Genomic DNA, 20,548 nt, shown 5'->3' on the forward strand with positions numbered 1-20,548 from the left:
TATTAATTACCCAACCCGCTTACATAGCGGGTTTATTATTTAAATAATCATCATCCATATTAAATAATATAGGCAGCTATATTATTATTTCAATAAAAATAAATAACAAAAAAATACACTAATTAAAAAACAATCCTATAATTATAACTGTTGTCAGATTGTGATTATTCATTGTAAATGAAAATTGTCATAATAATTAATATTAAGTTGGCATATTATATGGTGAGAGATAAATAATCTCCACCGGAGAGGGAAGATGATTATGAAATTATTAACACTGATTTATAATACTGAGGTGTTTTATGGTGAAGACGCAAATAGATGGGGGGATACTAGATCTTGATGCTATTCATAGGCAGTTTCCCATTCTTAGGCAACAGATAAATGGTCATCCATTAGTTTATTTAGATAATGCATCTTCCTGCCAAAAACCACAGGTTGTCATTGATGCAATAACAAAATGTTATAGCGAATATTATGCAAATGCACATCGGGGAGTTCATACGCTCTCACTGCGTGCCACTGCAGCGTTGGAACAGGTCAGAGAGCAAGTACGTGTGTTTATTAATGCTCATTCGGTAGATGAAATAGTTTTCACTAAAGGAACAACAGAAGCGATTAATTTAGTGGCGGAAAGTTGGGGAGGAACTTACTTGCATCCAGGTGATGAGATCTTGATTTCGGCTCTTGAGCATCATAGTAATATTGTCCCGTGGCAACAGCTATGCCGAGAGACTGGAGCACAGCTAAAAATTTTGCCGATAGACAAGAATGGAGTTCTACAGACAGATTATCTTGAACAATTACTGAGTTATCATACGCGGATTTTAGCACTTTCTCATGTCTCTAATGTACTAGGTACAATCAATCCATTAGTGGATATTATTAAGGCAGTAAGGGCCTACGATAAAAGGAATTGTGACAAAAAAGAAGAAACTATTATACTGATTGACGGTGCTCAGGCAGTGCCTCATATCGCCATTGATGTACAAGAGCTGGATTCAGATTTTTATGTATTTTCTGGCCATAAAGTTTATGGGCCTACGGGAATTGGCGTATTGTATGGTCGTAGCAATATTCTGCGAAATATGCCGCCATGGCAATATGGAGGTGGAATGGTGGCAGATGTTAGCTTTGAACTGTCTACTTTTGCTGATCCTCCACGGCGCTTTGAGGCTGGCACTGCAAATATTGCTGGTATTATCGGTTTGGGGGCCGCTATTACCTGGCTGCAAGAACTTGGGATTAAAGCTATTGCCCGGCATGAACAGAGATTACTGGATTCTCTTATGCAGCAGCTTTCCTTATTACCTTCTATTTATATATTAGGTCAATCGCCGATAAAAGCCTCTGTAGTCAGTTTTATTGCCGAAGGTATTCCCGCGAGAGTTATTGGTTTGGCACTAGATAAGGCCGGAATTGCCGTTCAGGTTGGTCGACATTGTGCACAGCCATTAATGGCCTTTTTTGGCGTACAAGAGACCGTTAGAGTTTCATTTGCGATATATAACACGCAGGAAGATATAGATTTTTTTATATCTACACTAAATAAAATAATGAAGCAATATTAATTTGTACTTTCTGTTTTTACGATAAATGACTGGCTATGGCGAGGAGTACTTTATGGACATAGATTGGCAAGGTGCAAAAGAAATTAAAGACTTATATGGCGAATTAATCGAAGAGGAAATAAATAAAAAAACACAACATCGTGATCATAATTCCATACCTATTCCTAATGAGGTGGCTAAAAAATTTGTAACATTAGGGTTATTTACTTATATGTTGCCAAATAAATTTGGTGGTAAAAATCAGGGAGATGCTGTTTGGGGAAGTGTTCTGGAACAAATAGGTTATTTATCCAGTGATACCTCTTTCCCTTTTCTAATATCAGTAAGAATGTCATTTATTTCCGCATTAATAGTTACAGAAAATGAGCTATTAATTGAGGAGTATATTGGTCCGTTGGTTGCAGGGGATAAATTTGGTGCCTTTGCTTACACTGAAAATGCCGATGCTTTTTCTTTCTCTTCTAATGCTATTTATCATCCAAATTCTGATGGTTATATTCTCAATGGTACTAAGCAATTTATCACTGGCGGTGCAACCGCCGATCTTTTTCTGGTTTTTGTTCGTAGTGAAGGTAGTGATCTACAAGTTTTTTTAGTTAAACGTAGCGATCCCGGCGTTGATATTACCCTTCGTGTTATGCATGGCGTGCATTCATTGGGAATAGCACAACTGAATCTCAATAAAGTACAACTCGATAAAAACCGTTTATTGGTAGCCAGTGATGGACTCAGTTTTGTTCAACGCTATTTTCTCAATTGCCGCCGCTCGCTACTGACAACTCTATTTTTAGGGCGGGCGCGGGCCATTATTGAAGAGACAATAAGCTATTTACAAAGAACTATTCGCTACGATGAACCTCTTGCTGAAATGCAACATGTTCAGGCCGCTATTGGGCGTATGACCATTGCCCTTGAAACAGCACGAGCGATAGTTTTCCACTCTTTGGAGCGGCAGGCCAGAAGAGAGAGTGATCCTTATTGGGACCCTATTTCTTCAGCGGCAAAACACTATGCGATTGAGCAAATAAACTTCATTGTCCAAATGGCTCTAAAACTTACTGGTGGCTGGGGATATACCGAAGAGAGTGGTTTAGGCCGCTCACATCGAGATTTTACCTCAATGTTAGCGGGAGCTGACCCACAGGAGAAGCTAGAAGTCGATTTGGGCATCCGAACTATTCATGATTTTCAAATGCTGGCACAGCAAAAAGCAGTACAGGAGGGTAAGTAAAATGAGATTTAGACTGTCAGGCAATTTAGCCAAGTTTACGAATTATAAGAAAGATCTACAAATTGATATTGATCAATCAAATACTCTTACGGAGTTGGTTGCACATTTAATTGCGCAGTATCCAGCATTAAAAGAGGTCATTTATGATAAGGAGTTAAAATTTAAAAAAGGATATTTGGTTTCTTTAAATGGTCAAAAAATCAACCCAGATGAATATCATGAATTGATAAAAAACAATGATCGCATTGATATCTTCACCGCTATTGCGGGAGGGTAATATGAATAAAGAACGCACCGTTAATATGACTTACCCCATTCATACTTGTTTATTTACTGCTCTGCAATTTCATGGAAGGGAATTGTTATCTTTAGCTATAAGTAATAAGTGGTTATGGTTGGAACGTCACCTAAAAGTATCATTTCCAGAGTTTATTCAAGGATATCAACAAAGCAATGTAACCATTTCTTTTGAAATAAATTATACCCAACCACTAACATTTTTTGATTCGAATGAGTTTAGTTCTAGTGTTGTTAAAGTTAGATTAAGACAAAAAGACTCTATATTTGAGATTCACCATGATTTTACTGCTAATTATCGTGTTTTTGCTACAGTGATATTGTTTTGGCGAATATTATCTCTATCAGGTGATGATGCACTTACTGCCGTTCCGGGTAATCTTGATGAGCAAATTAAGCAACGTTTTTTGCCCGAGGAAATAGACTCATCCAATATTGTTCGAGCTACGCCTAAGCTGCTAAGTAAAATAGAGTCTGAAGGGCAGTTTATTACTGAGCATAATAACTTATTTACTCTTTATCGCCATCAGTGTGAAGTGGCGGATCAATGGAGTTTTATTGAATTGCCAACTCTTGCATCAGCCGGGCGTGAACGGTTGATTATCTCACTAGATGATGATCCGGCTGAACTTAGCTGCACTATGGGGAAGCCCATTAAGAGTATTGTTGCGAAGTTAAGCTGCCCATTTTTTCTGTTTGATGAAGGTAGAGTAAGAACACGAGCTTATTTATTAAATAAGCGGCCCATCTTTGTTCATCACGTTTTTAATGTCAGCCGAGCTGATACTTTGGCCGCTGTTGTGATAGAAAGTTTTTAACTTGGATAAGTCATGGATAACTTACTGTTGGATAAAAGGAGGTAATTTTGGAGTAATGGCATGAAAATATTAGTGAACAATACACGATACACACACCTTTCCCCTGCTGAAATGGGATTATACTCTCGACATTTATTGATTCCTGCTATTGGTATCAAAGGCCAGTTGGCACTCAAGAATGCCCACGTATTAATTGTGGGAGCCGGGGGGCTTGGTTGCCCAATCTTACTTTATTTAGCTGCCGCCGGTGTTGGGTGGATAGGTATTATCGATGCTGATCATATTGATGTTTCCAATGTACATCGGCAAGTTTTATATCGGGTGGCAGATAAGGGAAAGAACAAAGCTGATATTGCTAAGTCACGGTTACAGGCACTTAACCCTTATATTGAGATAGAAACCTATATTGAGAAATTGAGTGTAGATAACGCTGAAGCGTTAATATCTCGCTACGACATTGTGGTCGATGGTACGGATAACTTTGTTGCGAAATACCTCATTAATGATGCGTGCTATCTGAACGATAAACCCTTGGTTTATGGCGCGATTATGCAATTTGAGGGGCAGGTGTCGGTATTTAATGTACGGGATGAGAATGGCGCTCGTGGTGCTAATTATCGTGATCTTTATACCGAACCACCGGATGCAGCATTGGCCCCCAATTGTGCCGAGGCTGGGGTTTTGGGGATTTTACCCGGCATTATTGGCTGTTTTCAGGCCAATGAAGTGATTAAGTTGATAACTGGTCTGGGGCGGCCTCTATCTGGCCGACTACTGGTTTATGATGCTTTAGACGCGGCGACTACGGAGTTGAGTTTTTCTGCCTCGCTGGATAACCCATTAAGAGACCCTAACTGGTCTCATGTATTGGAAGAAATGCCAGTGGTATGTAGTAGTGCAATAGCATCTGACCAATTTGTTATGACCTTGGAAGAATTTAATGATCTTATCCACGAATATACGGTTATCCACCTCATTGACGTCCGCGAATTACATGAAAGAGAGCTGACATCAATTGGTGGTGAGCATATCCCTCTTGCCGAGATAGAAAGTATCGATAATGAATGCCTTATGGATGTGCCTATTATTTTGTATTGCCAGTCCGGTGTTCGTAGCCAAAGAGCTGCCAGTCTATTGGCAAATAAATTTCCACATTCGCAAATATTCAGTTTAAAGGGCGGAATATCTGCATTCTTGGCTTCGGATTTATATCCTGAAATGATGGTTAATTTAGTGCTATGCCAGTGTGGTGGATTGAGGACGTGTCATTGAGTGGTCAAACTAAAATGGTTCGTGGCCCACTCTCTCGGCGGGCCACTGCTCTATATTTAGCGCCAAAAGGGGCGGCTATAATCTCGTTTGATATCATCGCGGTTTAGACCGAGATCTTTTAATTGATCTGAACTCAACCTTTCTAAGGTATTGGCTGTTTTACGCCGTTCATTCCATCGACACAGATATCTGTATGCTTTCAATCCTAATCGAATAAAAATATTGCGACGATCTTTTGTTGCCCGTGCGGTTGACGAGCAGCATTCATCTATTTGATCTTCAATTATATTATTCATTTTGACTCCCCGTCAGTAGGTGAGCCATTAGGATGAAACTTTTGCATAAAACATTACAGATGCAAATTAGAGCTATTATTTCCATACAGATATGAGATATATGAACTGAATGGTTGAAATTAATGCCATCTGTACTGGTTGCTACTGATTAGGTGATATCAATGACTCGTTACCAACAACTGGCTGACATTCTTAGTCAGCGGATTAAAGAAGGGTTGTATAGCGCAGGTGAACGGCTCCCTTCCGTCAGAGTTTTGAGTGACGAGCATGGTGTCAGTATTAGTACTGTCCAGCAGGCTTATCGGCAATTGGAAGAGCGCCTGCTGATTGAAGCACGTGCAAAGTCGGGTTATTTCGTGCGTTGCTGCTCAAACCTGCCTTCCTTGCCTGCAACATGCACCCACGCGCAGCGGCCAGTAGAAATCTCTCAATGGGAAAATACGCTGGCCTTCCTACAAAGAAGCGTGCAGGAAAATATCCTTTATCTGGGTATTGGTTCGCCGGATCTTTCTGCTCCAGGGCTTAAAATACTGAGTCGCCTGTTGAGCCGTGTTAGCCTCCATCAGAGTGAAGAAGTGCTGGATTACGACAACATTTATGGCTCCTTGGCGTTGCGTGAACAAATTGCCCGTTTGATGCTAGACAGTGGTAATCACCAATCAGCAGAAAATATTATTATTACTTCCGGGTGTCATGGTGCGTTGGCTGTGGCTCTTGGCGCTGTTTGCCAACCCGGTGATATTGTTGCTGTTGATTCCCCCAGTTTTCATGGCGCAATGCAAACCCTGAAAGGGATGGGCATGAAGGTCATTGAAATTCCTACAGATCCGGTGGTAGGGATCAGTTTGGAAGCCTTAGAGATGGCCTTGGACCAATGGCCCATTAAGGCCGTTCAGCTCACTCCAACTTGCAATAATCCATTGGGTTACAACATGCCTGATGAACGGAAAAAAGCGCTACTAATACTCGCCCAGCGCTACGATATCGCCATTATTGAAGACGATGTCTATGGCGCTCTAGCTTATCAATATCCTCGTCCTCCCACGATTGCTTCTTTTGATGATGATGGTCGGGTATTGCTGTGCAGTTCCTTTTCGAAAACAGTCGCTCCGGGCTTACGTATTGGCTGGATTGCGCCTGGCCGCTATTTAGATAAAGCGTTACACATGAAATATATCTCTGCCGGGCGAGTGGCCTCGCTGCCTCAATTGGCCATGGCTGAATTTATTAAGCAAGGGCATTACATGCAGCACTTGCGCCGAATGCGTCGTCAATACCAACGCCATCGCGACATTATGACCGGTTGGGTGATGAAATATTTCCCACCGAATACCTGCCTAAGCAGGCCGCAAGGCAGCTTTATGTTATGGGTTGAATTACCGCACGGATTTGATAGTCAGCGTCTGAATCGTTGTTTATTACCGCTTGGTGTACAGGTTGCCGCTGGATCTATCAGTTCGGCGTCGGGGAAATACCGTAATTGTTTGCGACTGAGTTACAGCAAACCAATGACGTCAGACATTGAACGGGCAGTACAAAAAGTGGGGAAAGTGATTTATGAGTTGCTGGCGGAAATGGAATCTCCGAAAGTAGCAAAAAACCAGCCATAGGCTGGTTGGTATCATTTGATTTGACGGAGACTTATTGACGTAAATAAATCTGTGGTAAGGCTGTTTCTGGGTGGCGTGAAATACCCAGATCGGCCTGGTACCAGCGGGTCAGCGTCTCGGCATTGAGCACTTCTTCCGGCGTACCGCTAGCAACGAGTTCGCCTTGCGCCAACAACAAAATACGATCGGCATACAATGCCGCCAGATTCAAATCGTGCAGCACACAACACACCGCCAAAGGTTCTTGGAGGGTGAGTTGACGCAGCAGACGCAACGTATGTTGTTGATGATAGAGATCTAATGCGGATGTCGGTTCGTCAAGGAACAACCAGCGCGGTGTTGGTTCCGGTTGCCACAGTTGTGCCAGCACCCGAGCGAGTTGTACTCGTTGTTGTTCACCCCCGGATAATGCGCGATAGTCGCGCTGTGCCAGCGCCAGACAGTCGGTTTGTGCCATGACTTCTTGCAGTGCCTGCCGATTGTGCGTGGCTCCATAAGGTGCGCGCCCCATCTGAATCACTTCACTGACACTAAATGGAAACGCCAAATCACTGTATTGGCGCATCACCGCACGGGTGCGGGCCAATGCTTGTGGCTGCCAGTTATTGAGGTTTTTCCCCAGCAACTGGCACTCGCCATCTGAGGGGGGCAGATAGCCAGTTAACAAACGCAGTAAGGTGGATTTCCCTGCGCCGTTCGGCCCAATAATAGCCACCATTTCACCACTGGCAATGTGCAGTGAAACGTCATTGATAAGCTTTCGCCCCTGCACATGGTAGGAAAGCTGGCTCGCTTCTAATAACGCGGCGGGTGCCGTTATCCTATTAACACCTGCTATATCAACCACTGCGTTGCTCCCGTTGACGCAAAATCAGCCACAGAAAATAAGGGCCACCCAATAGGCTGGTTATCAACCCGACCGGCATCTCTGCCGGTGCGACCAATGTCCGCGCCAGAGTATCCGCTGTCAGTAACAAACAAGCCCCACCCAAGGCGGCTCCGGGCAGTAACCAACGGTGGTCAGCCCCGATACGCATACGGATAAGATGCGGCACGACTAGCCCGATAAAGCCGATAACCCCACTGACAGCTACCGCTGCACCAATCAATATTGCGCTGAGTAACAGCAAGTGCAGCTTGGCCTGACGCACATTAACTCCGAGGTAATGCGCTTCTTCATCCCCTAACTGCAATAGGTTCAATTGGCGTGCTTGCAGCAAACCGAGTACACAAGCAGGCAGGATTAACGATGCAGCGACCATCAGGGTTGACCACTGGGCCTGACCTAAACTCCCCATACTCCACAGGGAGAACTGGCGTAATTGTTGGTCATCACTGATATAGGTCAGCACTCCAACAGCCGCACCACACAGGGCATTGATCGCGATACCCGCCAGTAGAAGGCGTGATAAATTACCGTGCCCCCAGCGGCTGAGAGTAAAAATAATAGCAGAAATGGCCAAACTGCCAATAAAGGCCCCGACCATATGGCTATAAAGCGCTAACAGTGGCGGTAAACTGAATGGCATAACGATAATCAGCCCGACACACAGAGCCGCGCCGCTACTGATGCCCAGCAGGCCGGGATCGGCCAGTGGGTTGCGAAACAGCCCTTGCATGATGGCGCCGGATACCGCCAACGCACAACCGACAACGACAGCAAGCAGCACGCGGGGCAGGCGGATATTCAGCCAGATATGCCACATGGCATCATCTAATGATGCATGCCATAACGTACGAAATGAGAGCGTCAATGCGCCCATGTTGGCCGAGCCGAGCGCTAATAGAATGAGAATCATCAGCAAGATGCTCAACATCAGGCGTGGATGGACTCGACAATTCATTGCGCTTGTTCCATGCCTTTACGCAGTTGCGACAGCACTTGTGGCGTTTCTAAGCCAAAGCCAAGCAATGCCATATCATCAACAACCAACAGGCGTTTATTTTTCCCCGCAGGCGTTAGGGCCATACCGGGTAATTTCCAGATGCCGTCATTCCCTCCTAGTGCTCTCACACCGTCACTGGTAATCAGTAATAAATCGGGGGCGCTGGCAATCACGCCTTCTTGTGACAGTGGGCGATAGCGGCTGAAACCTTGCATCGCGTTGCTGCCACCGGCGGCGCGAATCATGGCATCGGCCGCGGTATTTTGGCCCGCAGCCATCGGCGTTAAACCACCGTGGCTCATGACAAACAGCACTTTGACCGGCAGTGGCGTGTTATTCACTGCGCTCAAGCGTTGCTGATAGTCATTAATCAGATCTTGCCCTTTTTCCTGCTGATGAAGTGCTGTAGCGATTGCGTTTATCTTCACGGCGACGCTTTCTGGTGTGGTTTGACCCGGTACGGTGACTACATTCACACCACTGTCAGCAACTTGTTTAAGCACCAGTGAAGGCTGCGCGAGTTCACTGACTAATAGCATGGTCGGCTTCATTGCCAGAATCCCTTCGGCATTGAGCATGCGCATGTAACCAACATCAGGCAGCTTCTGTACTGCCTGAGGCTGTAGACTGGTACTGTCACGGGCCACAATCTCGCTACCCGCACCCAGTGCATAGGCGATTTCTGTTACATCACCACCAATGGTGACAATACGTTCTGCGGCTAACGTCGTTAGCGGCAGCAGACCAGCGCTCAGTGACAGAATGAAAGGGAGTGACAGCAACCTTAGTCTCATGCGGCGATATCCTTATTGTTTAGGCGGGCAATCTGCTCACGCCATTGGCTTTGTTCTGGCTGCCCTTCGGTACGCTGACCGTAAAGTTGAGCAACTTGAGTACCATCGGCAGCAAACAGCTCCAGACTGGTGACAAACCCATCTTTAGTTGGCTTACGGGTAATCCAGCTTTCAGCAATAGCCGTTTCAATCAGATGTAGCGTAAAGCGCTGGTTGAAAACATTAATCCACTCTTGGTGCGGTGTGACTTTTTCAATCATACCGGTGAAAATTTGCACGCAACCACGGTTACCGACGAAGATCATGATTTCGTTCTGTTCCTGCTGGGCGATATTCAGCAGTTGTGTCAGCGAGCTGTTATCAACCTGATAGGCCAGATCATCACCCACGGCGCGGAATGCTTGTTGGCGAGTAAGGTTATTGCGCTTGAGCAACTGGAAAAATTGGTGCACGTCCGTCATTGCGCGCCATTCAGTATCAACAACCTCATCAGTGGCGGTCGGTTCGGTAACCTCAGTTGTGCCCAAAGGTTGTAACTGCAATTCTGGGTTTTCTACGCTAATGAACTTCGCCAGCAAAGCATCCCAAGCGGCCATGTCCGTTTGTTCCGTGACGTATACTTTGTGCAAAGCATCGCCCTGATGGTCGAAAAACTGAATGCTATGGCGTACACCGTGGCGTGTGTCTTCTGTTAGCGTAAAGGCGCTGGCCCATTGGTTGAGGAACAGACGCAAATCCAAATGACGCGGATTGAGGATCAAACCAGCATGGCCATTCAGATGTTGATTCTCATAACGGCCCATTTGCTCATGTACTGCATAGGTGTTGCGGGTGATGGCTTTGGCTTCACCAACCGCTTCTAATGCAGCCAGCAAGGCACGGGCATCTGAATGTAGGCGTTTAGCGTCATGTCCAACACGGCAGTGGGTCAGCTCTGCTTCTGAAATGCCCATCAGTGTGGCTAAATCACGTGCATATTTGCCCGGATTATCGGCTTTGGCTTGAACATACTGCTCATATATTGACTTGCTCATAATAACTTCCTCATTCTATTGATTTTTTATATGCAGGTGACAGCGTTAAATAATAATCCGGTAATCCACAGATTGAATTACCGGAAGTGTTATTTCAGACGATCTTTTTCCAATGCGTTACCACTGATAGCTCACGAAGAGTTTCGCGTTGCGGCCATCTTGTGGCACGCCTTGTGGTGCGTAATACTCTTTATCAAATGCGTTACCCAGTACCACGGTGGTCGTCACGCCTTTAAACTGTTCTTGACCTTTATAGCTGACATAAAAGTCATTGAGCCCATAGCCTGCCTGACGTTTGCCAGTACTTAACGGTTGGGAACGATCAGCGAAGGTGGCAATCCAGCCAACCGCAAAACCACTATTGGCAACCGGTACATCGAGGGTACTGGTGACGGTATCCGGGTTAATCGATTCGAGCCATGCATTGGTACTTTGGTTTTTACCGCGGGTTCGGTTATAGGCCAGATCCCAGCTAAATAAGGATGTCTGGTAGCTCATGGTGGCATCCCAACCCCAGATTTTTGCTCTATCGATATTCACAGAGGTGGTGGTCATGGCAGCCATGTTCACCTTGGTGTCGATATAGTCTTTCGCATTGGTATCGAAGTAGCTGGCTTTGAATTGCAAATCATCGTCAGCCATCAACAGATTGCTAAAGCGCAGACCAAAACCATATTCCTGAGTTTCGTTGGTTTCCGGTTTCAGATTGGGATTGGGAACCCAATAGTTGGTGAGCACTCTTCCCGGCGCGATAGGAATAGAGAAGTGTTTTGAATCGTTATACATCTCGCCCATGGTGGGGGCGCGGAATGCTTGAGCATAGGATCCGAACAGCATCAGCCAATCAGTCGGCATAATGCTAACCGCACCGCGTGATGACCACTTATCGGCATCCACATCGGCGTAACCGTCGCTGCTGCCACGATAGTTGTCATAACGAGTACCGGCTAAAATAGACACTGGCAGATCACGTAGGGTTATCTCATCTTGTAGCCAGCCGGAACCGAAACGAATGTCCGCTTGTGGGAAGCTTTCCGTGGCTCCGCCCGGTGTCTGTTCCTGTTTATAGGCTTCTGTACCGTAAGTCAGCAAATGCGAGGCAAAACTGTCAGTAAACAGACGCGTGCGGTTTTCCAGTTTTCCGCCTTCGGTTGTTTGCTTGCGCTTCTCCTCAATCGTGCCAATAGCTCCTTGTGGACGCGCATTGATTTGTACTTCGGAATAATAAACTTGCGCAGTGGCATTCAACCACTCTTGGTCGAGCGGTTTAATGTTGTAGCTGAGTTGAGCATCGCGCTGGATGGTTGAGCGGTTGGTCAGCACATTGGTGCTAGAAGCTGCACTGGATTGCGGGTTCTTTGGCTCTATTGCGCTGTTGTTGTAATAGCGCAGGTTAGCGCTCAACGACTGAGCCTGATCAATACGCCATGTCCCTTTTGCCAGCACATTGCTGATGGTTTCATCATTTGGTGCACTAAAACCATCGCTTTGGCGGATGTTGCCGATGTCACGAGTCCCAAAGGAGAGTACGCCATCAACATCATCGGTACGGCCAAATGCGCTCGCACCTAAACCGAAGCTGTGATCGCCAGTTGCCGCGGAACTGTATACGCGATAACCACTATTTTGACCCGGTGATAACAAATCTGCCGCATCCACTGTTTCATAAGAAATCACCCCACCCAATGCACCGCTACCATAAAGTAGGGCTGAGGGGCCACGTACAACTTCAACGCGTTTCACCAGCGCGGGATCGAGGAAGGTAGAGTTTAAGTGGCCAGTATCCGTGCCTTGACGAATGCCATCAACCAAGGTGAGGACACCTTGCTTACCATAGCCGCGCAGTGTCACATCCTGACCATTGACGCGCCCGCTACCGGTGACGGTCAGTCCTGGAATTTTACGCAGCATGTCTACCGCAGTCGTGGCTGTTTCACTGGTCGGTGAGCTTGCCTCGACCACCGTCACCATCATCGGTGCTTCAAAGCTACTGCGCTCATTACCTGTCGCAGTGACAACCATGGTGTCGCTGGTGTGTTTTTTGCTACTGGTTGAGGTGGTGGTATCAGCAGCTTGAACAGCAAGAGGCAGGGCGCAGGCAATTGCCAAACTGAGTGGGGACCAGCGGAAACGGTCGGAAGTGGAACGAGGCATGTCGGCAATTCTCCATATTTTTTCTATGCAAATAATTAATATGCAAACAAATAGATAGGTTGCTGGCTGCCTTGATTCGAGAATCTGGGTGGCTTGCATTGAGCATCATCTCTTTTGTCTTGCGGCTACGGCATTGCAGCAACCTCGCGACGCTAGATAAATGATGCATATTATTTAGTCAGTATCAGTTTTCCGGCCTTGGTTTGACGCAGTTGATAGCACTCGCCCTGATGGACGATAAAGGCCACACCATGCCCTCTCAGCAGCTGTTCGCTGGTGACAGACAAGGGTTTGCTTGCCGTCGGGGAGTCGACAGCAGGCTCGTCGTTCAATATTGGCGTTTTAGTCAACTGTTTATCCATATAACTAACAAGGTAATGATAACCACTATCAATATGATAAGCATTATCAATCATGACTCAATGTTACATCAAGACATATTTATTGTTAACTTGCTTTTACTTAACGGGCTAATCCAGGCTCGATGAGCGCATAAATTTGGTGATATGTTGCTGGATCCTCAATCATCTGGCTGAGGTGGCGTGCTACATCTTCGCGCGTCACCATGCCGTGAGCTTCGGTTTGTAGACGTATGGCCTTGTCAGTTGCGGGTTTGTCCAGCAGTCCTCCGGGCCGAATCACGGTATAAATCAGAGTGCTGGTTTGTAACCAACTCTCGGCCAGTGATTTCTCGCGCACTGCCTGACCAAAAGCGGCGCGGGCCGCAGGGGAGAGTGTTGGCCAGCTATCACCACAACCAATCGATGTGACTAAAAGCATGCGCTTCAGGCCCAGTTTCTCGGCAGTATCAATGATCACGCGGTTGCCTTGGTAGTCGGCGCTGCGGCTACCTAATGTCGAAATAATAGCGGCTTCCGGGCCTGCTAATTGGCAAGCTTCGAGCACGCTGCCCGGATCACAGGCATCACCACAGACGACGGTTAGTCCCTGATTACGCAGTGCTTCTGCGTGCTGTGGGTTGCGTATCAACAGGGTAACAGGGCGCGGATTTAATGCCGCATTGGCATGTTGATTAGCCAAATCAAGCAAATGCGCTCCCACACCGTGACCAGCACCAAAGATCAACCACGGTTTCATGGGGTTTCCTCAGTCGTTTCTGAGATGGCTTGTTGTTCTGTCCGAAGCTGGTGTGCTAACTGATGGAAAGCAGCAAGACCATCAGCACGTAATTGACGGTGTTCATCACGGCCAACATACACTTTTAGCATGATGTCGCCTTGCTGATTAAAAAACTGTACCGAGGCGGTTGCCATCCCCATAAACGGACGTTCCAGCAGGGCAATTGCTTGGCAATTCTGTGCTCTAATATGCCCACTAAGACCTTGTTTATCGCGCAAATTAAAATAGCCATGGCGGTGAAAACCACTCGGTAAGGGGCCTTTGTGCTCCAAAATGATATCGGTGGTATGCACTAATGTGGTGACCTCTCCCCACTCCGTCATGTTGTCCCATACTCTGTCAAATTGGTCTGCACTCACTAATACCCGTTCCGGCAAGGCGCGCACAACCTCCAGCGGACTGACCTGATAATCCTGTGCAATTTGCTCTAGGGTGCCGTCCGGTTGAGTGGCAAGGAATTCGGTGAGTGGCAATGTTTTATTCGATGATTGAGTATTCATGAGTGGCTTTCCGCTGTAATAAGTGAAGGGATAAGCTGTTGCAGAGCCTGCATCATATTGCTGGCCCAAAAGCGCCCACAGTCAGTGAGGCGGAGACAAAAACTGTTATCTTTCAGAAGATGAGACTGGTGCCATTGCGCGATCAGGGGCAGTAAAGGATTTGGATTCACCACTAACTCGCTCAGATCCAAGCGGCCCACTTCAATACCACTTTGTAATTTGGCTCGCCACGGGTGCTCCCCACTGGCTTGTGTCATCATCATCAGTGGTTTTTGCCCACTATCGATTAATTGGTAATAGTTATCCAAACTGCGGTGCTGCATGTAGGCGTGTCCTTGCAGAGAGCCCCCAGCACCGCTGCCTAAAGCAAGGCAATCAGCTCCTTGTTTTATCAATAAATTATACAGGTTACGCTCACGGGTGGTGCGCGCCCAATGGCTATTACTTAATTGGTGCCAGCCTGCCTGCGCGAGGCTATCAGCACCGCTACAGTAAAAGTCACATTGTTGGGTGAGTGTCGGCAGCTCTACCCGATTGTTTTCCACCGATTTGGCCAGAGGAGTGGTTGGCAATAGATTGAGGGCATATAAGTCAACACCATCCAACGGCAATTGGCGCACGATAGTCAGATCTTCTTGCCAGGTTTCCGGGGTTTGGTGAGGTAGGCCAAACATCAAATCACATACCACGGCGGCGCGATCACGGCTTGCCAAATTGGCCAGAAAACGGATGGCCTGATCACGATCTGCCTTGCGGCCCATGCGTTGGCGAATTCGGGTATTAAAGGTCTGAATGCCAACAGAGAAACGGTTAGCGCCCGCTTCCAGACAGGCATCAATCCGCTCATCGTCAAAATTAAAAATTCGTCCTTCAACGGTGATTTCACAATCAGGTGCAAGCGGTAAGGACTTACGTAACTGGCTGATAATTCGGTGTAATTGTTGTGCAGACAGAGCGCTGGGTGTGCCGCCCCCGAAGTAGACGGCGTGGATAGGGCCGCCTTGCAATAGTGGGCTATCGGCTTCCATACTCAGTTCTTGCAACAAATAATCTGTATAGCGCGCAGTACTTTCGGGTTGTAGCGGGTTTTGATAGAAACCACAGAAAGTACAATGTGTTGCGCAGAATGGAATATGTAAATAAAGCAAGCGCTTATTGCGAGGTAGTGCCTTTTGCAACAGTGACTGCCAGTGGCTTTGGAGTGACTCCGCAGGCAGGGGGCGGCTATCACGCCATGGCATCGTCGCCCAGCGCTTGGGAAAAGGCAGCGCTCCTGGTTGGGCATGGTACGGTATCAGATCAATATTCATAGTCCGCTCATTACGCTGTAGATAATGAATTAAATGATAATAATAATCATTCGATCAACAGCTAAAGTGAGAGATTTTGATCTGCATCAGCAAACGAGAATGGAAATCGTTTGTATCCGATGGATATGTAGGCTCTTAGAGGGGATGAATATGAGGTTTTATCGGCGGCTAAGCGGAATTATCTGCATATTATGTTGAAATGGCTGATGGCGGCAGAAAGGCGAGCTAACGGCATAAGGTAAATGTTAGCTCCGCCTACTCCCTGTTTAAGCTAAATATTGCTGGAACCAAGCTATGGTGCGCTCCCAAGCTAAATCGGCGGCAGCTTTGTCATAACGAGGCGTTGAATCGTTATGAAAACCATGATTAACCCCGGGATAAATATAGGCTTCATAGGTTTTACCCGCCGCTTTAAGGGCTTCTTCGTAAGCTGGCCAACCCGCGTTGATATTGGTATCCAACTCAGCATAATGCAGCAATAGCGGGGCTTTGATGCGAGGGACATCCTCTGACTTCGCTTGACGACCATAGAAAGGCACCGCTGCGGCAAGCTCGGGGTAGGCGACAGCGGCAGCATTAGCGACTCCACCACCATAACAAAAGCCCGTAATACCGACCTTGCCGGTGGTTTCTTTGCTCGCCATGAGAAACTCTACTGCGGCAAAAAAATCATTCATCAACTTGGTCGGATCTATCTGCTGTTGCAGTTCACGCCCTTTATCATCATTACCGGGATATCCGCCGACAGAGCTGAGTCCATCAGGTGCGAGGGCAATAAAACCCGCTTTAGCAACACGGCGCGCGACGTCTTCAATATAGGGGTTTAATCCACGATTTTCGTGAACGACAACCACCGCAGGCAATGGGCCAGTCATTTTGGCCGGGCGAACCAAATAACCACGCACTTCGCCATGCCCATTAGGTGAGGGATAAGTGATATAGGAAGGAACGATGTCCGGATCAGTGAACTCCACCTGTTGAGCCAGCGCGTAGTTTGGGCTGAGTTGGCCCAAAATGGTTATTGCTGTCAGGCCACCGACGGCGTACTTTGCCGCCAGTTCAAGGAATTGCCGCTTGGTAATCTTTCCGTGGGCATAATAGTCATAGAGTTCGAGCAATTCAGGGGCGAAATCTTTCGCGGTAAGACGGGACATCTGCATGCTCCTTCCATTAGGCGTGAAATAATAACTTAGCAGATAGTCGCATTACTGTTGAACATTTTTTAACCATAAAAGGCCCGCAGATAAAAGTAAAAACCAGCCAATGGCTGGCTTTTATAGCGGTCTGATGCAGCCTGAGTTATCTGAACACCAAACCTCCATCGATTAACGGTGCTTGTCCGGCCCCGGTTACCAGTGCCACTTTACCCTTTAAAGACATGTTATCGCTCCTCTAGATGAAAATCATTCGCAATACTGTTTTAGTCCAACTCATCAAATCATATGACAAGTGATGGTTATGATAATGGGGCAGAAAAGTCATCTAATATAAAAATGGCAGATGATAAGTATTTAAAAAATAATGGCGTAGATGCTCATGTCTTGAAGGAAGATTTTTTTGGGTGATGGTAAAAACTCCAATTATGATATCTATGTAGAGAGAGACTCGGGGCAACTTTGGATCTTTAAGAAAAGTGGCAAGGGTGAAGGTATATCTACAGGTGAGTACATTAAATAGGACATTATTATGGATAAAACAACAGTAATGGCATATTTCTCTATTTATGGTGACTCTTTTGATGTTGATGATATTACCCGAGAACTATGCCTTCAGCCCAATGAGGTAAAAATCAAGGGAAGTATTCCTGATGGCAAGAAAAGGCCAAGCATTGAAACTGCTTGGAAATTATCTACGGGTGATGAAGTATCTTATGATATTAATGATCAATTAGATAAAATCATTACATTGCTTAATGGTAAAGAAAGTCAGTTACAATCCATTAAAAGTAAATATGACGTGAACTTTATTTTTTCACTTGTAGTTAAAATAGAAAATGGTGAAAAACCAGGAATGCATTTTAATACGGAAAAACTAGCTTTTATAAGCAAGGTCGGGGCTGAGATAGATATTGATTTATTTATTTATAGTTAAACGCAATATAGATATAGCTATATAAGCTTCCGGCCAACTGGCCGGGATTTTTACTTTTATGCCCTAAAAACTCTCCCTTCCCACCATTGCAACCGAATCACACCGGGCGCAGCGGCCACCACGCTGAATGTAATGAAGTTTTACAACCTACCACGCTGGCGTGGCAGGTTGATTAGGGCTTTCCTGGCTAACACTCAATAATACCGATTCATTCGTCAGATCGACTTTGTCATGGGATTATTCGCATTGATACGAAACCTACGCCAAGAATCCGAGTATCCGAGCTTCCGGTAAGCTGCATAGGCGATACAGGTTTGGGGGGGATGAAGGTGATGCTATTGGCGCTCTCGCCTGCGAGGTCAACATCCAGACGGATTTCAGAGACACCTGCGGTGAGCGGAATACTGTATTCATGGCTACCTATCCTGACAAGAGTCGGTTCATGATCCTTCGCGCCAAAAGCCCGAGCATTCAGTATAAGAGAGAATTTCTGCGGCAGTGGGTCAGTAAATTTGAAGACGGCTTGTTGGGATGACCAGCGTCCCCATGGCTCGAGCCCATACAGACCTTGGGCGTCATCTATAAAGTCAGGAAAGCCAGTCCGTGTGAAGTCCATCCCGCTTATCAGGTCAGAGCTGTAGCGTGGGCCTAGAGCGTCTGCAATGTACCCTGCCTTTTGCTGAATTTGCTTTGCTGTCAGACTTGCCAAGTCTGGATGCGCGCTGTTATCCAGCTTATAGAACACCAATTCTTTGTTGTCACTCTGAAGCAACGGTGGTTGCTGGAGCAACTGAGATAATTCTTGAATAATCGCTTCGCCGTTGTCTGCATAGCCACGACGATCGATATAAATTCCATCGAAGCCGAGCCTGCGGATGACCTCAATCTGATGCGATATTGGTTCTTGTCCCAACGCACGATAGAACAAATCCCCTGGCCGCCCCTTCATACCGCCGTAGCTCCAATGCAGGGCTTTCGAATGCAGCACGCCAGCCATCATTTGGTAACTGTACAAGCGGTGCATTCTCGGTGTTTCAGGAAAGCCTATGTAAGGCAACTGATAAACCGCCCCCCCCGCAGGGAGCGTTTTTTCGATAGCGTGGATAAAGTCTCTGTCGTTATCGAACGAGGCCTTAACGGCCGCATTACAGTTTTTGCAGACGGACTTGGTCTGGTCGTACAAGCCTATGAACAACAGCACGACTGCAATGGCTGCAATGGCTACTGACTGATTGGCAAGCCGAGGCGCTTTCTTCTGCAATAAAAGCTGGAGCGAAATGAAGAAGAAAAGCAGGGCGCCGCAAGCGATGAAAATGCTGTCTCTGTTCCAACCTCTTATCAACGGGGATACGACCATGGCAAATAGCGAACCTAAGCCGCCTACAGTTGCAAACAGGAACAGCACAAATGTTGTGACCGCCAGAAGGCGAAGCCTATCATCGGATCCCGTCCGTGCGGGGATGAAGATTAGGTAAAGCAACGCCATCATAAAACCCGCTGCACCGATGATACCCAGCGAAGAAGTTGCATTTTCGTTGGTTAAAGGGTTATGTTGATACTTCTGGGCGACCTCTCTAAATTGCGAAATCCGGTGGTCTATCCGCGGCATCAACAACTGCATCATCTTCAGCCCATACATTTCAGATTCGATAATTGAACGCTGAGCCACCTCCGGATTAGGACCGACCTTATGAGTCCCTAGCACGTTAGGCGCGAGGTTTAACATCACACCCAAAATGGTTGCACTGATGAGTAGCGCCGCTTTTTTCGCACCATGTGAACTTCGAGATTTGATTGCGCTCATGACACCGGCTGTGGCGAGAATAATCACCCCGAACAAAGCGTAATACACTCCGAAAGAGGCGAGAACCAGCATGCCGGCAGCGGACGCTACGAGTTTGCGAAGCGTCGATTTAAGTCCCGTGTAATAGGTTGGCCCGCGGGTCAGATAGATATCCAATGCCAGATAGAAAAACAGCGGGGCGACAAAATAGGAAGTGTAAAAAAGATGCTCTAACCGAAGGAAGTGGAAGGGGACAAACGTGTAAAGGACGCTCATCGCCACAGCAAAACTGCGATTCAGAGAGAAAGCCCGAGCGGTCACGTAAGTTGCAACGAAGCAGGAAGCAAATCCAAATAAAAAGAATAGATTCACTCCACCCACCCAGCCTCCACTTATCAGAGCGAATGCTTTGATCAATAAGTGAGCGCCCGAATCTGAACCTGGGAAATCTAGGAAGCTTGAACCGAATGGATAACCACTTCGGACGTTATCGAATAGCCAGCCTTCCGTGACTCTTTGCGCCATCCAAGCATGGAACAATCCATCACGCGTATAGGCATAGGGGGTTGTCAGGTTGGGCATCAAGCCGTCGGGTAGGCCACTCATGAAAATGCTTGCGAGGAAGAAAGTCGCAATCGCCCCGATGATTATCAGCTTCCAGTCGGCGGCAAACGTCATCCGCCATGTTGGATAAGCGCTCATTTTAGTATCACTATATGTAATTGGTTTAATTATAGATTTCAATGCATTCCCCAGCGCGG

Annotated in this window: 20 protein-coding genes; 8 read left to right on the plus strand and 12 right to left on the minus strand. The window is 46.6% G+C overall.

What is annotated here, in order from left to right; genetic code table 11:
• The first annotated feature begins 302 nt into the window (after positions 1-302).
• The 5 genes from HUZ92_RS17875 to moeB are packed head-to-tail and all read left to right on the plus strand — an operon-like array spanning position 303 to position 5,189.
• Positions 303-1,571 (plus strand): aminotransferase class V-fold PLP-dependent enzyme, encoded by a 1,269-nt coding sequence (locus HUZ92_RS17875; protein ID WP_145525572.1) that lies wholly within the window; start codon positions 303-305, stop codon positions 1,569-1,571.
• Positions 1,572-1,623: 52 nt separating this feature from the next.
• Entirely contained in the window at positions 1,624-2,802 is a 1,179-nt protein-coding gene (locus HUZ92_RS17880) for an acyl-CoA dehydrogenase family protein (RefSeq protein ID WP_128451796.1), read from the plus strand.
• A gap of 1 nt (position 2,803) precedes the next feature.
• Entirely contained in the window at positions 2,804-3,079 is a 276-nt protein-coding gene (locus HUZ92_RS17885; protein ID WP_050099689.1) for a MoaD/ThiS family protein, read from the plus strand.
• A 1-nt stretch (position 3,080) separates the two neighbouring features.
• Entirely contained in the window at positions 3,081-3,917 is an 837-nt protein-coding gene (locus tag HUZ92_RS17890; RefSeq protein ID WP_145579438.1) for a hypothetical protein, read from the plus strand.
• Between the two features lie 60 nt (positions 3,918-3,977).
• Positions 3,978-5,189, plus strand: coding sequence for a molybdopterin-synthase adenylyltransferase MoeB (gene moeB / locus HUZ92_RS17895; RefSeq protein ID WP_050099692.1), 1,212 nt, complete (start codon positions 3,978-3,980; stop codon positions 5,187-5,189).
• 56 nt (positions 5,190-5,245) lie between these two features.
• On the opposite strand, the gene HUZ92_RS17900 is transcribed toward moeB, so the two are convergent.
• Positions 5,246-5,485, minus strand: a complete 240-nt coding sequence (locus tag HUZ92_RS17900) for a DUF1127 domain-containing protein (RefSeq protein ID WP_050099693.1) — start codon at positions 5,483-5,485, stop codon at positions 5,246-5,248.
• 161 nt (positions 5,486-5,646) lie between these two features.
• On the opposite strand from HUZ92_RS17900, the gene HUZ92_RS17905 reads away from it, so the two are divergent.
• Positions 5,647-7,095 carry an aminotransferase-like domain-containing protein gene (locus HUZ92_RS17905; RefSeq protein WP_050295944.1) on the plus strand — a complete coding sequence of 483 codons (1,449 nt, stop codon included), beginning with the start codon at positions 5,647-5,649 and terminating at the stop codon, positions 7,093-7,095.
• Between the two features lie 31 nt (positions 7,096-7,126).
• On the opposite strand, the gene HUZ92_RS17910 is transcribed toward HUZ92_RS17905, so the two are convergent.
• The 10 genes from HUZ92_RS17910 to yghX all read right to left on the minus strand — a co-directional run bounded on the left by HUZ92_RS17910 (position 7,127) and on the right by yghX (position 17,067).
• Positions 7,127-7,915, minus strand: a complete 789-nt coding sequence (locus HUZ92_RS17910) for a heme ABC transporter ATP-binding protein (RefSeq protein WP_145579445.1) — start codon at positions 7,913-7,915, stop codon at positions 7,127-7,129.
• A 19-nt stretch (positions 7,916-7,934) separates the two neighbouring features.
• Entirely contained in the window at positions 7,935-8,939 is a 1,005-nt protein-coding gene (locus HUZ92_RS17915) for a FecCD family ABC transporter permease (RefSeq protein WP_050099697.1), read from the minus strand.
• Positions 8,936-9,775: a heme/hemin ABC transporter substrate-binding protein gene (locus HUZ92_RS17920; RefSeq protein ID WP_145579439.1), complete on the minus strand. Its 840-nt coding sequence runs from the start codon at positions 9,773-9,775 to the stop codon at positions 8,936-8,938. The genes HUZ92_RS17915 and HUZ92_RS17920 overlap by 4 nt, the downstream gene beginning before the upstream one ends.
• A complete protein-coding gene (locus HUZ92_RS17925; protein ID WP_145579440.1) occupies positions 9,772-10,809 on the minus strand; it encodes a hemin-degrading factor in 1,038 nt (345 codons plus the stop codon). Before HUZ92_RS17925 ends, HUZ92_RS17920 begins: the two co-directional genes overlap by 4 nt.
• A gap of 117 nt (positions 10,810-10,926) precedes the next feature.
• Complete coding sequence (locus HUZ92_RS17930) at positions 10,927-12,963, minus strand: TonB-dependent hemoglobin/transferrin/lactoferrin family receptor (RefSeq protein WP_145525574.1); 2,037 nt, start codon at positions 12,961-12,963, stop codon at positions 10,927-10,929.
• A gap of 170 nt (positions 12,964-13,133) precedes the next feature.
• Positions 13,134-13,379, minus strand: coding sequence for a hemin uptake protein HemP (gene hemP, locus HUZ92_RS17935; protein WP_145579441.1), 246 nt, complete (start codon positions 13,377-13,379; stop codon positions 13,134-13,136).
• Positions 13,380-13,425: 46 nt separating this feature from the next.
• Positions 13,426-14,061, minus strand: coding sequence for an SDR family oxidoreductase (locus HUZ92_RS17940; protein ID WP_145525578.1), 636 nt, complete (start codon positions 14,059-14,061; stop codon positions 13,426-13,428).
• Complete coding sequence (gene hutX / locus HUZ92_RS17945) at positions 14,058-14,603, minus strand: heme utilization cystosolic carrier protein HutX (RefSeq protein WP_050099708.1); 546 nt, start codon at positions 14,601-14,603, stop codon at positions 14,058-14,060. Before hutX ends, HUZ92_RS17940 begins: the two co-directional genes overlap by 4 nt.
• Complete coding sequence (hutW, locus tag HUZ92_RS17950) at positions 14,600-15,913, minus strand: heme anaerobic degradation radical SAM methyltransferase ChuW/HutW (RefSeq protein ID WP_050099710.1); 1,314 nt, start codon at positions 15,911-15,913, stop codon at positions 14,600-14,602. Before hutW ends, hutX begins: the two co-directional genes overlap by 4 nt.
• A gap of 266 nt (positions 15,914-16,179) precedes the next feature.
• Complete coding sequence (gene yghX / locus HUZ92_RS17955; RefSeq protein ID WP_050099712.1) at positions 16,180-17,067, minus strand: YghX family hydrolase; 888 nt, start codon at positions 17,065-17,067, stop codon at positions 16,180-16,182.
• A gap of 403 nt (positions 17,068-17,470) precedes the next feature.
• Between yghX and HUZ92_RS20915 the strand changes: the two genes are divergently transcribed.
• Together HUZ92_RS20915 and HUZ92_RS17965 are read left to right on the plus strand one after the other, a co-directional pair.
• Positions 17,471-17,590 (plus strand): polymorphic toxin type 33 domain-containing protein, encoded by a 120-nt coding sequence (locus HUZ92_RS20915; RefSeq protein ID WP_164908404.1) that lies wholly within the window; start codon positions 17,471-17,473, stop codon positions 17,588-17,590.
• A 9-nt stretch (positions 17,591-17,599) separates the two neighbouring features.
• Complete coding sequence (locus HUZ92_RS17965; protein WP_050099714.1) at positions 17,600-18,004, plus strand: DUF4279 domain-containing protein; 405 nt, start codon at positions 17,600-17,602, stop codon at positions 18,002-18,004.
• A 229-nt stretch (positions 18,005-18,233) separates the two neighbouring features.
• On the opposite strand, the gene HUZ92_RS17970 is transcribed toward HUZ92_RS17965, so the two are convergent.
• Entirely contained in the window at positions 18,234-20,531 is a 2,298-nt protein-coding gene (locus tag HUZ92_RS17970; protein ID WP_230678362.1) for a DUF7024 domain-containing protein, read from the minus strand.
• Positions 20,532-20,548 lie beyond the last annotated feature (17 nt).

The sequence above is a fragment of the Yersinia vastinensis genome, from assembly GCF_902726565.1.
Lineage (GTDB): Bacteria > Pseudomonadota > Gammaproteobacteria > Enterobacterales > Enterobacteriaceae > Yersinia > Yersinia vastinensis.

Excerpts from the sequence above, each read along its gene's own strand:
- HUZ92_RS17875 (WP_145525572.1), top strand. The coding sequence starts at position 303 with ATGGTGAAGACGCAAATAGATGGGGGGATACTAGATCTTGATGCTATT.
- HUZ92_RS17880 (WP_128451796.1), top strand. The coding sequence starts at position 1,624 with ATGGACATAGATTGGCAAGGTGCAAAAGAAATTAAAGACTTATATGGC.
- HUZ92_RS17885 (WP_050099689.1), top strand. The coding sequence starts at position 2,804 with ATGAGATTTAGACTGTCAGGCAATTTAGCCAAGTTTACGAATTATAAG.
- HUZ92_RS17890 (WP_145579438.1), top strand. The coding sequence starts at position 3,081 with ATGAATAAAGAACGCACCGTTAATATGACTTACCCCATTCATACTTGT.
- moeB (WP_050099692.1), top strand. The coding sequence starts at position 3,978 with ATGAAAATATTAGTGAACAATACACGATACACACACCTTTCCCCTGCT.
- HUZ92_RS17900 (WP_050099693.1), bottom strand. The coding sequence starts at position 5,485 with ATGAATAATATAATTGAAGATCAAATAGATGAATGCTGCTCGTCAACC.
- HUZ92_RS17905 (WP_050295944.1), top strand. The coding sequence starts at position 5,647 with ATGACTCGTTACCAACAACTGGCTGACATTCTTAGTCAGCGGATTAAA.
- HUZ92_RS17915 (WP_050099697.1), bottom strand. The coding sequence starts at position 8,939 with ATGAATTGTCGAGTCCATCCACGCCTGATGTTGAGCATCTTGCTGATG.
- HUZ92_RS17920 (WP_145579439.1), bottom strand. The coding sequence starts at position 9,775 with ATGAGACTAAGGTTGCTGTCACTCCCTTTCATTCTGTCACTGAGCGCT.
- HUZ92_RS17925 (WP_145579440.1), bottom strand. The coding sequence starts at position 10,809 with ATGAGCAAGTCAATATATGAGCAGTATGTTCAAGCCAAAGCCGATAAT.
- HUZ92_RS17930 (WP_145525574.1), bottom strand. The coding sequence starts at position 12,963 with ATGCCTCGTTCCACTTCCGACCGTTTCCGCTGGTCCCCACTCAGTTTG.
- hemP (WP_145579441.1), bottom strand. The coding sequence starts at position 13,379 with ATGATTGATAATGCTTATCATATTGATAGTGGTTATCATTACCTTGTT.
- HUZ92_RS17940 (WP_145525578.1), bottom strand. The coding sequence starts at position 14,061 with ATGAAACCGTGGTTGATCTTTGGTGCTGGTCACGGTGTGGGAGCGCAT.
- hutX (WP_050099708.1), bottom strand. The coding sequence starts at position 14,603 with ATGAATACTCAATCATCGAATAAAACATTGCCACTCACCGAATTCCTT.
- hutW (WP_050099710.1), bottom strand. The coding sequence starts at position 15,913 with ATGAATATTGATCTGATACCGTACCATGCCCAACCAGGAGCGCTGCCT.
- yghX (WP_050099712.1), bottom strand. The coding sequence starts at position 17,067 with ATGTCCCGTCTTACCGCGAAAGATTTCGCCCCTGAATTGCTCGAACTC.
- HUZ92_RS17965 (WP_050099714.1), top strand. The coding sequence starts at position 17,600 with ATGGATAAAACAACAGTAATGGCATATTTCTCTATTTATGGTGACTCT.